The organism is Gallibacterium anatis DSM 16844 = F 149 (assembly GCF_000379785.1).
GTDB classification, from domain to species: domain Bacteria; phylum Pseudomonadota; class Gammaproteobacteria; order Enterobacterales; family Pasteurellaceae; genus Gallibacterium; species Gallibacterium anatis.
In genome coordinates, this window is the sequence record NZ_KB903723.1 from 1 (window position 1) to 15,012 (window position 15,012).

Here is a 15,012-nt window from a genome sequence, read left to right on the forward strand (position 1 = left end):
CAACGCTTACCGAAGGACAAGCGGTTGAAGGAACTAAAGTTACTAATGCAACAGCGACTGATGAAGATGGGGATAATGTAACCATTACCCTAGAAGGTACCGATGCGAATAAATACTATGCGTTTAATCCACAAACTGGTGACATTACCTTGACCGCAGAGGGGGCTAAACAAGTGAATGAAGGTAAGCCATTACCAGAATTCACAGTCAAAGCCGATGATAAGAAAGGTGGTGTAGATACTGAGCAGGTAGCAGCGCCAACGATAATAGATAATACGATTAAGTTAGAAATTACCACTAATGATGGCGCAACTATTACGGGTACAACTGACCCTGATAGCACGATTGAAATCCGTGATGGACAAGGTAATGTGGTGGGTACAGGTAAAGCGGATAGTAATGGTGACTTTACTGTGACATTGACACAAATCTATACAGGACAAGACCCTGACCATAAAGATCAAGATATTGAAATTGATACTGATGGTAAAGATGGTCCTGATACTACTGTACACACCGATTCCGAAGGGAATTATTCTTACACAGTGAATAAACCAATTGTAACCGGTGAGGATCTTTCCGTCACAGCGACCGATCCAAACAATAACACCATTACCAAACCAACTCCGACGCCGGATAAAATAGCACCTAGTGCACCGGTAATTGAGATTAATGAGCAAGGAACGGTTATTAGTGGAATTGCCGAGCCAGGTAGCACTATTGTGTTGGATGTGACAAGTAAAGATGGTCAAACCACGCAAAAAGTTGCAACAGATAAAAACGGTCAACCGATCATTGCTAATGAAAAAGGTGAATTTACAATCGAATTAAAAGATCCATTAATCGATAAACAATCTATTACAGCAACGGCTGAGGATAAAGCTCATAATATTTCTCCATCATCAGATTCCATTACTGCACCTTATTTCAATAATGCGTTGAAGGATGTAGGGATTGGCTTACGAAATGATACTGGTATATCTGATAGTGACAACATTACCAATGATGATGGCTTAAAACTTGTGGGTGATGATCGTGCGATGATTACTAAAGTGGAATACAAAGATGCTGAGGGTAATTATCAAACTGAGCCTTATGTTGAGGGTGTTTATATTTTACCTGAAGGTGAATATGCAGAGGAAACAATTCGCATCACTCAACAAGATAAAGACGGTGCAATTAAATACAGTACTAATGATAAAAAATTCGTGATTGATACCACAGCACCTGATGCAGCAACAGCAGTTAATGATAAGAATGGTGATGTTGCCATTACAGGTGATGTTACCATTACACTTCCGTCTGATGCGCCTAAAGGTGATTATGTAGAAGTAATGGTGGGTAATAAGAAAGTAATTTTAACCAGTGATGGTAATAATGGTTGGGCGAGTAACAATACTGAACTTGTACCAACACCGGAGAATAACAAAGTGACTATACCACATACTGTTGCACCGTCAGGTACAGGAGTATCGGTACAATCCTTTGATATTGCAGGTAATAAAGCAGTTAAAGATAGCGATAATATCTTGATAGATCGCACTAAAATTACTGTGGCTTTAGAACATCCAGAGGTTAATAGTAACTTAATGAATGATACCGATACGACAATGGTGCTTAATACTGCTGAATTAGAGGCTAGCGGCTCTTCATCAAATGTAACGGTAAAAATTTATTTACCAGATTCTGCTCAAGTAGGTGATTATGTTGAGTTTCCTTTTGGCTCTTCAACTTGGAAAGCACCGGTTAAGGACGCTGATATTAAGAATGGATATTTTGAGGTAAAAGCAGGTAATTCAATGAATTTTGCATTGAGCCAAGGAGAGAATAAATATCTAGTGAAATTGTATCAGTCAGATGAAACAACGCTTAAATCAGAAGACTCTTTGAGCGTAATCGTGGATAAATTAACACCGGATACGCCAGTAGTGACATCCGAAACGGGAGGCAAGGTTAGTATTACTCTACCGACTGGAGAACGCAGTAACTTTGATCCTTCCACAAGTATTGGAACTCAAGCTGAAGTAGGTGATTGGGTTATTATTACCGCAGGTGATCAAAGCGTTAAATTAACCAAAACAGCTAATGGTTGGGAAAAACCGACAGAAGCAGATTGGATTACGATTAATGGTAATACAGCAACCATTCCAACTAATATTGGGAAGTTCCCGTATGGTACAACAGTAACTGCACAAGCTTTTGATAAAGCAGGTAATCAATCTGAACAAGGTGTTGGACACGTTGTGAAAGATCCATTGAAATTTACTGATTTTAAAGTGACTAATCAGGATTTGGATACCACTACACCAAATATAGTAGATACTAATCAAAAGGCAATTTACTATACGGCAACAGTGGAAGGGCAAGAAGCCGAAGAAGCACTAATTCGAGTGCGCTTAATGAAGGGAGGTAAACAAGTTGAGGAACATTATCTCGATATTTCGTCTGATTCCCAAACATATAAAGGGGCGTTTAATCATCTCAGCGCAGATTATGAGCAATACAAAGTCATTGCAGATATTGTGCATCAGGGTAAGCGCACAGGATTTAATGATGTTAATTTACCGGAAAGAAGTGTGGATGTTATTGTGGATAATGTTGTTCCACAGTTGGCTCTCTCTAAGATTACATCATCTGTTTCAGATGGCCCTAACAGCAAGCCAAATAGTGTAACGATAGTCGCAACCGATGGTTCTCACACTCTGAAAGATGGAAATACTACGGTTTCAGGTGAAGCAGAAATGACGATGAAACTAGATTTCGGTACTGCGCAGAGTGATAAACAACGCATTATTACAGATAAATTAGGTAATAAAGTTGTTGTGTATAATCCAAAATTAGACTGGATGATGCGTAAAGATGACGATGATGATACATCAAGCGATCAATATCATAATGATCATGCTCAAGGTTGGGGATTTGATACCAAAACTGCTGTAATGTATAACCAAGATAAAGCGTTATTTTATAAGTGGAATGGGGATAATGAAGCAGCTGATATTATTATTTCAGGTATGTCACGAACTGATGAGTGGTGGAACTATTATAATCGTAGAGGATGGATTGGTGCAGAGAATTCAGGTACCGCAATGAGCCTAGATAATACTAATATGACTCAGTTTGTGATGGATACTCAAGGTGGTGGCGCTGACTATATTTCTGCGCCAGCAATTGCCGGCAATGTTGTGATTAGAACCAATGATGGTGATGATATGATTACGACAATGAACCTACAAGGTCGATATGATTATTATTCCGGATTAGGGTATTCACGTCCTAATGTTGATGGTAGTAACCAAATCTATATGGGTGATGGTAATGATACTTTTGAAGTTACCGGCACGGCAAAAGACACAGAAAAAGAAGGTTATGCATCAGCTGAAATGAATTATGCTTCGCTCTATGCAACGAATGCCAAAATAGATATGGGATCTGGCGATGATAAAGTATTCATTAAACAGAATGTGTTCACCGGCTCGCAACAAGAGTCAGGTAATTACTTTAACCTTGGCGAGGGTGATGACACAATGACTGTGGGTGGAAATGTTTTGGGGCAATTGCGTGAAACCTCTTATGAAGGCTCTACGATTATTAATTTAGGTTCAGGAAATGATACCTTATCCTTAGCAAAAATAGAGCGAGAGGGAAATTATCTACGACCATTGGTGTTAATTACTTCTAAAGAGAGTGCAAATGTTACTATTGGATATGTTCAAGACGCTCAGTTGTCTATGATGATGGGTGATGGTGAAGATAAGGTAACAATTAGTAAAGATCTTATTCTTTCTGGTCAAAAATCGGATTGGATTAGTCAGGTTTTCGCAAATAATGATCGCTTTGTGCAACAAGGTATAGAACGTTATAAAGACTTCTATGATCAAGCATTGAAAGATCAAATTAATTCAAACTTAGTGCGTGCAATTGATTTGATAGCGACAGATAGCCAAGATAGAAGTGCGACAGGTGGTAGTCGAGCCGTGGTTGGCGCAGATAGAGTTGCTACCTCAACAAGTGAACGCATAACTGAAATTATTGATGTGTTAGATCTTGGTGATGGACAGAACACATTATCGGTAACAGGTAAAATGTTCGGCGTTAATTACTTTGGTGGCAAAGATGTGGATACCATTCGGTCAGGTGTCACTGAAAATAGCCGTTTCTGGTTAGGTTTGGGAGAGGATAGCGTTGAGCTTGCTCAAATGGCGAACTCTGCAATTTATGCCGGTGCTGGTGAAGATAAAATTATCGTTGGTGGCATAGCGAAACAAGAAGGACGCGGTAGTATTATTAGTGCAGAAGATGGTAATGACACCATTATTATTAATGCGTTACCAAATAAATCAGTAGCGTTGGAAGCCGATAATTCTTGGATTTTGGGTGGTAATGGCGATGATACTATTACGATCAATGGAGAGTTATTCGGTACTGGTAACCAAATATTTGGTAATGCGGGTAATGATACTATTACAATTAGTGGCAATATTCGTGGGTATAATAGTTTGATTGATGGTGGAGCAGGTAACGATACCATTACTCTCGAAGGTGAGATTGTGCAAACCCAAGGTGGAAAACTCACAATTCAAGGTGGTGACGGCAATGATACTATTTCTGTAGGTAATATTAGTACAGAAGATAATGTGAGTATTTTTGCTGGATCCGGCAGTGATACTGTTACTATTAAGAATGTTAAAGGTGATAATGATCATATTATTGATTTAGGAGAGGATGTAAATAAAACGGATTACGACATTTTGACTTTAAACAGTCAGTCATCTGGTACCTATAATAACCAATTTAGTATTGGAGGTACGCCTTCAGATCACACTCAAATTTGGGGCGCCGAAGAAATTCGGTTTACAGGTACGGGTGCAACTGTGAAAATTGTAAGCGGTAATCTTGTTAATAATGACTCTGGACCGTCTTCAGTTGGAAAAGATGAGTTGTTTATCCGTAATGATGGCGGAGATGCAACGAATAAAGTTGTGCTTTCAGGTTCAGGTTGGACGAAGAGTGAGACAGCAGTAGAACATAGTTTTAATGGTGTGTCTTATCAAAATGTTGATGTATATAAACATTCATCAAGTGATGATATTTTATATATCCAACAAGGTGTGACAGTAATTATCTAGTTGCTTGTTATTTAATTAAAACCCTTTATGCCGAGAGGCATAAAGGGTTTGTTTTTGTATCAATGAAAGTAGTAGCTGTATTAGTGGAGACTTTGCTCTTTTAGTTTTCTGACCATTTCTTCAGTAAAGATATAATGAGTACCACAACATTCACATTGCATATCTAAAGTTGGTTTTTCTGCAAAAATTTCACTGATTTCTTCATCAGAAAGTAAAGCAATTGCCGCACCGGAACGTTCTTGCGAACAACCACAGAAAAATTCTGTATGATGTGGTGGGTAAATTTCAACAGTTTCTTCGTGATATAGACGATAAAGCAACTCTTCTGCGCTTAAACCAAATAATTCTTCATCTTTTACTGTTGCTGTTAATGTTGCTAAATGTTCAAAATCATCTGGTGAACCTTGTCCATCTGGCATAATTTGTAATAACATTCCGGCGGCAACGGCTTCGCCTTGATATTCACCGAAGCGGATAAATAATTGCGTTTGTAATTGTTCGGAACGCACAAAATAATCTTGCAAACATTCGCTAATGGTCGGTTTATCCAATGCGATCACGCCTTGATAGCGTTCGCCCTCTTCCGGAATAATGGAGATAACTAAAACGCCTTTACCCACCATCTCACTTAAGCTCATTTCATTACTAATGTCGCCCTGTAAGCGAGCTAATGCACGTAACTGTTGTTGATCGTTGCCGTTCACTAAAGCAAGTTTTAATGGCCCATCGCCTTGAATTTGCACTGTAATATTGCCTTTAAATTTTAAGGTTGCTGTTAATAGACTAGTCGCAACTAATAATTCACCTAGTAAATTTTGTACAGGTGTTGGGTAATGATGTGTATTTAATGTTTCTGTAAAAGTTTTGTTTAAACGCACCCATTCGCCACGAACGGCACGGTTTTTAAAAAGAAAACGGTAAAGTTTGTCGTTATCTTGTTTATATAAATCTGTCATAAAAGTTACCTCAAAAATAATTTCACCCCTATATAGGGGTGAAATCGGTATTTACAAGCGTGTGATCGGATTAAATCGTGCGCTTAGGTTGCGTAACCTGTTTAAGCAGTAAAAAGCCGAGCACGGCGGAGAGCGTAGAAGCGGTTAAAATGCCGATACGCGCTAAAATATTGAGCTGATGCGAATCTTGCTCAAATGCCAAGCCGGAAAGGAACATCGCCATAGTAAAGCCGATACCACACAATAGCGATACGGCAAAAATATGGCGGAAATTAATGCCTTCGGGCAATTTAGTCAGTTTTAATTTAATGGAAAGATAGCTGATACCGAAAATACCGAGCGGCTTACCGATAAATAAACCGAGCATCACTGCGAACGGCAGCGGCGACATTAAGGTTTGCCAATCCACGCCTTGGAAAGAGATACCGGCATTGGCAAAAGCGAATAACGGCAAAATCATAAAAGTAACCCACGGCTGTAGGCTATGTTCCAAACGGTGCAACAGATGATCGCCGTTTTTAGCTTGCAACGGAATGGAAAAACCGATAATCACGCCGGCAAGTGTGGCGTGAACACCCGATTTCAACACGCAAACCCAAAGAATAGTGCCGACAATGCCATAAGGAACCAGCGAGCTGACTTTAGCACGATTCAGCAAAATTAAGACTATAATGGAAATGGTTGCCCCGACCAGTGCCACTGTACCCAAATCATTGGAGAAAAATAGTGCAATCACAATAATGGCACCGAGGTCATCGATAATCGCTAACGCCAATAAAAAGACCTTTAACGGCGTTGGTACATTTTTGCCGACCAACGCCATAATGCCGAGCGCAAATGCAATATCGGTCGCCATTGGAATCGCCCAACCTTTTGTCAATTCCGGATGAGCAACGGTGGCGGTGTAAAACAGCACTGCCGGCACAATCATTCCGCCCAAAGCGGCAATCGCCGGAAAAATCGCGGTTTTAACATTGGAAAGCGAACCGGTTAACAGCTCTTTTTTCACTTCCAGACCGATAGAGAGGAAAAAAATCGCCATTAAGCCGTCATTAATCCAAAGTAATAGCGGTTTATGTAATTGAAATTGACCGAATTGGAAAGCAACGGTGGTATTCAGCAAGCCTTGATAACAATCGGTCATAAATGGCAGATTGGCGCAAAGGATAGCAAGAAAGGTGGCAATCAATAATAAAATGCCGCCGGCAGGCTCACTTTGAAAAAAGTGTTGGATTCGTTGAGACAGTTTTTGCATTTACACTCCCTTTGAAAATAGAAAAATAAAAAGAAATTAAATCTTAAAGAAAAAGGTTTCTGCCCGTAGCTATCTCGGGCAGAAAGAGAATTATAAATTAATGCCATATTGTTGGCGATAAGCCAACATTTTCGGTAAAAACTCAGAATATTGTTCGGATTGTTGTAAATAGGTAAGCAAATGTTCAAGTGTAATAATAGAACTAACATGGCAGTGGTAATCACGTTCTACTTCTTGAATAGCGGATAGATCACTTTTGCCTTTTTCTTGTCTATCTAATGCTATCATTACGCCTGCTAATGTCGCTTGATTTGCTTCGATTAATTGCATTGATTCACGGATTGCAGTGCCGGCAGTGATAACATCGTCAATTAATAATATTTTTCCTTGCAATGGGCTACCGATTAAATTACCGCCTTCGCCGTGATCTTTCGCCTCTTTGCGATTGAAGCAGACCGGTTTGTTGATTGCGAATTGATGGTAAAGTGCGGTGGCGGCAGCGGTTGCAATCGGAATGCCTTTATATGCCGGCCCGAAAATCAGATCGTATTCAAGCTGTTGCGCCTGAATCGCTTGTGCGTAAAATTCGCCGAGTTTGGCAAGATCTTCACCGCTGTTAAACAGCCCGGCATTGAAAAAGTAAGGACTGACGCGTCCTGATTTTAGGGTAAATTCGCCGAATTTCAGCACATTACGGCTAAGCGCGAATTCAATAAATTGTTGTTGATACTGTTGCATATTTTTTCCTTAATGGCGTTATTTGTCTTGTAGTGCCGCTTTTTGTGCCTGATTGATTTGAGCAATTCCCTGTTTGGCTAAATCGAGTAAAGCCAATAATTCATCGTGGCTGAACGGTTCACCTTCGGCGGTTCCCTGTACTTCAATCATTCTGCCGTCATCGGTCATCACCACATTCATATCGGTTTCCGCATTGGAATCTTCCACATATTCAAGATCGCATAACTGTTGTTGCTCAACAATGCCGACTGACACCGCTGCAACCAGATTTTTGATTGGATTTTGCTTAATTAAGCCTTTGTCCAATAAGGTTTGGATCGCATCGTGCAGTGCAACTGCCGAACCGCTGATCGCTGCGGTGCGTGTGCCGCCGTCCGCTTGAATGACATCGCAATCGAGGGTAATGGTGCGTTCGCCAAGCAGGGTGAGATCGACCATCGCACGTAAAGAACGACCGATCAAGCGTTGAATTTCCATTGTGCGTCCGCTCTGTTTGCCTTTTGCCGCTTCACGTTGCGTTCTGACATTGGTGGCGCGTGGCAACATTCCATATTCAGCGGTAATCCAACCTTGGTTTTGCCCTTTTAAAAAACGAGGGACGGTTTCTTCGATAGTGGCATTGCAAAGCACTTTGGTGTCGCCGAATTCGATTAATACTGAACCTTCGGCGTGTTTGGTGTAATGACGAGTGATTTTGATAGGGCGCATTGCGTGATTATCACGATTATTTGGGCGCATAATATTCTCCGATTGGCTAAAAATAATCGGAGATTTTAGCATAATTTATTAGATCGTTGGCGCGCTCTCATCCGGATTTGTTGGCGTTTGATCAATATTTTCATCGACTTCGGGTTTTGGCTCAGCGGATTGTGTCTGTTGCTGTAAGCGGTAATAGTTGATGATGCTGTTGTGATAACGGCGAATATTTTCAACATATTGGTAGGCTTCGTAACCGCGTGCATAACCGAATTTGAGCTTGCTGTAATATTTTTTATCCGCTAATAATGGCAGATTATTTTTCACATCAAGCCAGTTATTCGGATCGCCGCCAAGCGATTCAGTTAAGCGGCGCACATCCAACAAATGCCCTAAACCTAAATTATAGGCAACCAATGCGAACCAAATTTTATCCTCTTCGGCAATGGTTTCCGGCATTTTTGTCAGTAATAACTGTAAATATTCCGAGCCGGCTTTAATGCTCTGTTCCGGATTATTGCGATCCTCAATCTGCATTCGTGCTGCGGTTTCTTTGGTCAACATCATAATACCGCGAACGCCGGTCGGCGAAGTGGCATTGGCATCCCAATGCGATTCCTGATAAGCGATGGCTGCCAGTAATTTCCAATCAAGCGGATTGGCATAACGTTGAAACAGTTCCAAATAATTCGGCAATGTGTTTTCGATCGCTTGGATATAAGTTCGGGCATCAACATAATCAAAGCGAGAAAGATGACTGAAATATTTCTCCTCAATGCGTGAAATTAACCCCGACTCTTTCGCCTGACTCATAAAATCAAGTAGCGACGCCTGTAATTCATTGTAAGGATTATGTGGTAAATACCAGTTTACAGAGGTTTCTTCACTTAAATCGAAACCGACCGCAATGGTTGGTTTCACTTGCTGAATGGAGGCAATATCCATTGAACTGGCGATAGTGTAATCTGCCTTGCCGTCAGCCACTGCCAACAACGCCTCTTCAATTGAGAGATTGTTATCTGTTTGCCATTCAAGTTGGGGGTATTGCTGTTTGAGTTGTTGCAATTTTTCTTGTAGATTGCGGTCATTGGCAATGAGTAATTTGCCTTTTAATTGGTTGAGATCGTAAGGACGAGCCGTGTTTTTGCGGTAAACCAACTGCCACGAAGAGGAGTAATAACTTGGACCAAGCTGAAAATATTCCGCTTTTTCCGGTTGATACATTAAATTGGCAGCGGCGAGATCAATCTCATTGTTTTCCAATGCGGTGAACAGTTTTTCTGAAGTATCAAATGTTTTGATATTCAACGCCACATTTAAATAATCGGCAAAGGCTTTTGTTAATTCATATTCCAAACCGGCAGCACCGTTGGAGCTGACAAAATAGGAGAAAGCGTTATTGATGGTGCCGACGACCAACTGTTCACGTTTTTGAATCGAAGAGAATAGGTTATCCTCGGAACGCATAATTTTTTGCCACGGAAAAACCATATCGATTGCCCAAAGCAGCAGACAGCAGGCTAAGAAAATGCGTAAAGATAAACCTTTCAATGAAACCTCGATCGTCAATCTGAAAAAAGGCGCATTGTATAAGATCTAATCGTTAACTACAAATAAGAGTTTACGCAAACGTTTCCGTTTAAATGTAAGTTTAGGTATAATAAATAACGATTTTTTTCATTTTCTAAATTTTAGGTGATATTGCTATGATGCTGATTTTCCGTGGTGCGACCGCACTTTCTGATTTCCGAGTTTCTCGCCTTTCTTCACAACTTGCCGAACAACAGATTGCACTTCAAAGTTGCCAAACACATTATCTCTATTTTGTTGAGGTAGCCAAAACTTTGACGGCACAACAAATTGAACAATTAAGTCAATTGTTTGAAGCCAATGCGGTGATGTCGTTTCCGGCAACGTCGGAAGAAGAGAACTTTTTGCGTGGACAGATTGTGATTCCTCGCATCGGTACAATTTCACCTTGGTCATCAAAAGCGACCGATATTATTCATAATTGCGGTTTGATGGATGTGGTGCGCGCGGAACGTGGCATTTTATACGAATGCCGTTTTGCCGCAGCGTTAAATGATGCACAACAGGCTGTTTTTGGGAAATTGATTCACGACCGGATGATGGAAGAGGTGGTTTCTGATTTCTCACAATTACCGCAACTGTTTGCACAACAAGATCCTAAACCGTTTAAAACCATCGATTTATTGGGCGGCGGCAGAGCAGCATTGGAGCAAGCTAACGTTGAGTTAGGTTTGGCGTTGGCAAGCGATGAAATGGATTATTTATTAGAACAGTTTGCGTTGCTGAAACGTAATCCGACAGATGTTGAACTTTATATGTTTGCACAGGCGAATTCAGAACATTGCCGCCACAAAATTTTTAATGCGGCTTGGACAATTGACGGCAAAGCGCAACCGAAATCGCTGTTCAAAATGATCAAAAATACTTACGAAAAAACACCGGATTATGTGTTCTCGGCTTATAAAGATAATGCGGCAGTAATGGAGGGTTCGATTGCCGGGCGTTTCTTCCCGGATCAGGACGGTGCTTATCGTTATCATAGCGAAGCGATGCCGATTCTAATGAAAGTGGAAACACACAATCACCCGACAGCAATTTCGCCGTTCCCGGGCGCCGCGACCGGTTCCGGCGGCGAGATTCGTGATGAGGGGGCGACAGGCCGTGGTTCTAAACCAAAAGCAGGTTTAGTCGGTTTTTCCGTTTCCAATTTATGTATTCCAAATTATCAACAACCTTGGGAAGGGCCGTTATCTAAACCAAATCGTATTGCTTCCGCATTGGAGATTATGATTGATGGGCCGCTTGGCGGTGCAGCATTTAATAATGAGTTCGGTCGTCCGTCTTTATTGGGTTATTTCCGTACTTATGAGCAAAAAGTGAATAGTTTTAACGGCGAAGAGGTGCGTGGTTACCATAAGCCGATTATGCTTGCCGGCGGTATGGGTAATATTCGTGAAGACCATATCCAAAAAGGCGAAATTCCGGTTGGCGCAAAATTAGTGGTGCTTGGCGGGCCGGCAATGAATATTGGCTTGGGTGGTGGTGCAGCCTCTTCAATGACATCAGGTAAATCAGCCGAGAATTTAGATTTTGCTTCCGTGCAACGTGATAATCCGGAAATGGAACGTCGTTGTCAGGAGGTGATTGACCGTTGTTGGCAAATGGGATCGGATAACCCGATTCTGTTTATCCACGATGTCGGTGCCGGCGGATTATCCAACGCAATGCCGGAATTAGTGAATGACGGCGGACGAGGTGGTCGGTTTGAATTGCGTAAAATTTTAAGTGATGAGCGCAATATGAGTCCGTTGGAAATTTGGTGTAATGAATCGCAAGAGCGTTATGTTTTAGCGGTCAGTGCCGAAAAATTGCCATTATTTGAACAGCTTTGCCAGCGTGAACGTGCACCGTATGCTGTGATTGGCGAAGCGACAGAAGAAAAGCATCTAACATTACACGATGATCATTTTGCGAATCAGCCGATCGATTTGCCGATGAATGTGTTGTTGGGTAAAGCGCCGAAAATGCAACGCAATGAGGTGTCTAAACAGGTTAATTCACAACCATTACAAACTGATAAAATTGATTTAAGCGAAGCGTTGCATCGTGTATTACGTTTGCCGGTGGTGGCGGAAAAAACATTCTTAATCACTATCGGCGACCGTTCGGTAACAGGAATGGTTGCTCGTGATCAGATGGTCGGTCCGTGGCAGATTCCAGTCGCCGACTATGGGATGACGACCAGCAGTTTCGACAGTTATCACGGTGAAGCAATGTCAATGGGTGAACGTGCACCGGTCGCATTATTGGATTTTGCTGCGTCGGCACGTCTTGCGGTAGCGGAAGCGATCACCAATTTAGCAGCGGTGAATATCGGCGATTTGAAACGTGTGAAACTTTCTGCGAACTGGATGTCGGCGGCAGATCATCCGGGTGAAGGCGCCGGTTTATATCAAGCGGTTAAAGCCATCGGTGAAGAGCTTTGCCCGGCATTAGGTTTAACCATTCCGGTCGGAAAAGATTCAATGTCAATGAAGACCACTTGGCAAGAAAACGGTGAGCAAAAAACAGTCACCGCACCATTATCATTGGTGATTAGCGCATTCTCGCGTGTGGAAGATGTGCGTAAAGCGGTTACTCCTCAATTAAGAACGGATAAAGGGGAAAGCGAGCTGATTTTTATTGATCTTGGTGAGGGTAAAAATCGTTTAGGTGCGACTGCTTTAGCACAAGTATATCAACAACTTGGCGATAAACCGGCGGATGTGGAAAATCCGCAACGATTAAAAGCGTTCTTTGACGCAATGCAACAGTTGGTGCAACAGCAAAAATTATTGGCATATCACGACCGTTCCGATGGCGGCTTGATTGTGACATTGGCGGAAATGGCGTTTGCCGGCAATTGTGGCATTGATGTTAATCTTCAGCAATTAGGTCAAGATAATCTTGCTGTGTTGTTCAATGAAGAGTTGGGGGCAGTATTGCAGATTCGTCAACAGGATCATCAAGAAGTGTTTGATATTTTATCGAAATATCAACTGGATGCCGTGGCGACAGTATTAGGTTCAGTCAATAATGAAAATGCTATTGTAGTGAGAAATGGCGAACAGGTAGTATTGCAGCAAGCTCGTTCCGAATTACGCCAAATTTGGGGAGAGCTAACCTGGCAAATGCAACGTCTACGTGATAATCCGGCGTGTGCGGATCAAGAATATCAAGCAAAAGCGGATGCCGATAATCCGGGCTTATCCGCCAAATTGAGTTACAACCCAGATGAGGATGTTGCCGCACCTTATATTGCTGTCGGCACAAGACCGAAAATTGCTATTTTGCGTGAACAAGGTGTTAATAGCCACGTGGAAATGGCGGCAGCATTTGATCGTGCCGGTTTCCAAGCAATTGATGTTCATATGAGTGACTTGATTGAAGGTCGCCATAACTTGGTGCAGTTTAATGCGTTGGTCGCTTGTGGCGGTTTCTCTTACGGTGACGTGTTAGGCGCAGGTGGCGGATGGGCAAAATCTATCTTGTTCCATAATAATTTACGTGAACAATTTGTCCGTTTCTTCGAAGACCAAAATAAAATTGCGTTAGGTGTTTGTAATGGATGCCAAATGATCTCTCACCTTAAAGAGATTATTCCTGGTGCAGATTTGTGGCCGAAGTTTGTACGAAACCGTTCTGAACGATTTGAAGCGCGTGTAGGATTGGTCGAAATTAACGAGAATAATTCATTATGGTTTGCCGGAATGGCAGGATCACATATGCCGATTGCCGTTTCTCACGGTGAAGGCCGTGCCGAATTTGCTTCCGATGAACAGATCAATGCATTGCAACAACAAGGACAAGTGATTGCACGATATGTGGATAATTACCTTAATCCGACCGAACAGTACCCGGCGAACCCGAACGGCTCGCCATTAGGAATTACAGCGGTAAGTAATAGTGATGGGCGTATTGCCATTATGATGCCGCATCCGGAACGTGTATTCCGTTCTGTAACGAACTCTTGGTATCCGGATGATTGGAGCGAAGATGGTGCTTGGATGCGTTTATTCCGTAACGCGAGAGTGGCACTAAAATAGTCGTAAAGTCTGTATTTTAATCGTTTCGCTGAAAAAATCAGCGAACGATTAAAAAAATCAAAAATAGGGTTGCAAGGCATAAAAAAATCCCTATAATGCCGCCTCACGCAACGAGAGAGGAGCAACGCCGGTTAAGCAGTATCGGTGAATATCCAAGAGAGTGAAAAACTTGAAAAAATCTTGTTGACAATAAAGGTCGAGATAAGTAGTATAGGCGACCTTGTCGCGAAAGCGCGACATTGTTCTTTAAAAAACTATCAGNCAATCTGTGTGGGCATTCGTAGATAACAAATTGAGTGACTCAATAGAATTCAGGGATTGGTTAGCAATAAAACGTAAAGTTGTCGTGATATTGTAACTGACCCAAAAGAAATTATCTTGAATGCTGAAGAAATCAATTCAAAACGATAAGTCAGTGATTTAAGAGCGAGATTAAATTGAAGAGTTTGATCATGGCTCAGATTGAACGCTGGCGGCAGGCTTAACACATGCAAGTCGAACGGTAACGGGTTGAAAGCTTGCTTTCAATGCTGACGAGTGGCGGACGGGTGAGTAAGGCTTGGGGATCTGGCTTTTGGAGGGGGATAACCATTGGAAACGATGGCTAATACCGCATAGTATCG

At 41.8% G+C, this 15,012-nt stretch carries 7 protein-coding genes and 1 rRNA gene; 3 read left to right on the forward strand and 5 right to left on the reverse strand.

Annotated features, from left to right (window positions below):
* On the forward strand, positions 1-5,129 hold a 5,129-nt coding region (locus A3EO_RS13550), incomplete at its 5' end, for a calcium-binding protein (RefSeq protein ID WP_018346947.1).
* An 80-nt stretch (positions 5,130-5,209) separates the two neighbouring features.
* Here the strand turns inward: A3EO_RS13550 and hslO are convergent.
* From hslO to mltF, 5 genes are all read right to left on the reverse strand, one after another.
* Positions 5,210-6,085 (reverse strand): Hsp33 family molecular chaperone HslO, encoded by an 876-nt coding sequence (gene hslO, locus A3EO_RS0109390; protein WP_018346948.1) that lies wholly within the window; start codon positions 6,083-6,085, stop codon positions 5,210-5,212.
* A 70-nt stretch (positions 6,086-6,155) separates the two neighbouring features.
* Positions 6,156-7,340, reverse strand: a complete 1,185-nt coding sequence (gene nhaA / locus A3EO_RS0109395) for a Na+/H+ antiporter NhaA (RefSeq protein ID WP_018346949.1) — start codon at positions 7,338-7,340, stop codon at positions 6,156-6,158.
* Between the two features lie 90 nt (positions 7,341-7,430).
* On the reverse strand, positions 7,431-8,078 hold the full coding sequence (gene pyrE / locus A3EO_RS0109400) for an orotate phosphoribosyltransferase (protein ID WP_018346950.1): 648 nt from the start codon (positions 8,076-8,078) through the stop codon (positions 7,431-7,433).
* A gap of 18 nt (positions 8,079-8,096) precedes the next feature.
* Positions 8,097-8,816 carry a ribonuclease PH gene (gene rph / locus A3EO_RS0109405; protein ID WP_018346951.1) on the reverse strand — a complete coding sequence of 240 codons (720 nt, stop codon included), beginning with the start codon at positions 8,814-8,816 and terminating at the stop codon, positions 8,097-8,099.
* 48 nt (positions 8,817-8,864) lie between these two features.
* A complete protein-coding gene (gene mltF / locus A3EO_RS0109410) occupies positions 8,865-10,325 on the reverse strand; it encodes a membrane-bound lytic murein transglycosylase MltF (RefSeq protein WP_018346952.1) in 1,461 nt (486 codons plus the stop codon).
* 155 nt (positions 10,326-10,480) lie between these two features.
* Between mltF and purL the strand changes: the two genes are divergently transcribed.
* Positions 10,481-14,389 (forward strand): phosphoribosylformylglycinamidine synthase, encoded by a 3,909-nt coding sequence (gene purL, locus A3EO_RS0109415; RefSeq protein WP_018346953.1) that lies wholly within the window; start codon positions 10,481-10,483, stop codon positions 14,387-14,389.
* Between the two features lie 434 nt (positions 14,390-14,823).
* Positions 14,824-15,012, forward strand: a 16S ribosomal RNA gene (locus A3EO_RS0109420); the annotation flags it as partial.

Bases quoted from the DNA above. Each gene is read 5' to 3' on its own strand.
- hslO (WP_018346948.1), bottom strand. From the start codon at position 6,085: ATGACAGATTTATATAAACAAGATAACGACAAACTTTACCGTTTTCTT.
- nhaA (WP_018346949.1), bottom strand. From the start codon at position 7,340: ATGCAAAAACTGTCTCAACGAATCCAACACTTTTTTCAAAGTGAGCCT.
- pyrE (WP_018346950.1), bottom strand. From the start codon at position 8,078: ATGCAACAGTATCAACAACAATTTATTGAATTCGCGCTTAGCCGTAAT.
- rph (WP_018346951.1), bottom strand. From the start codon at position 8,816: ATGCGCCCAAATAATCGTGATAATCACGCAATGCGCCCTATCAAAATC.
- purL (WP_018346953.1), top strand. From the start codon at position 10,481: ATGATGCTGATTTTCCGTGGTGCGACCGCACTTTCTGATTTCCGAGTT.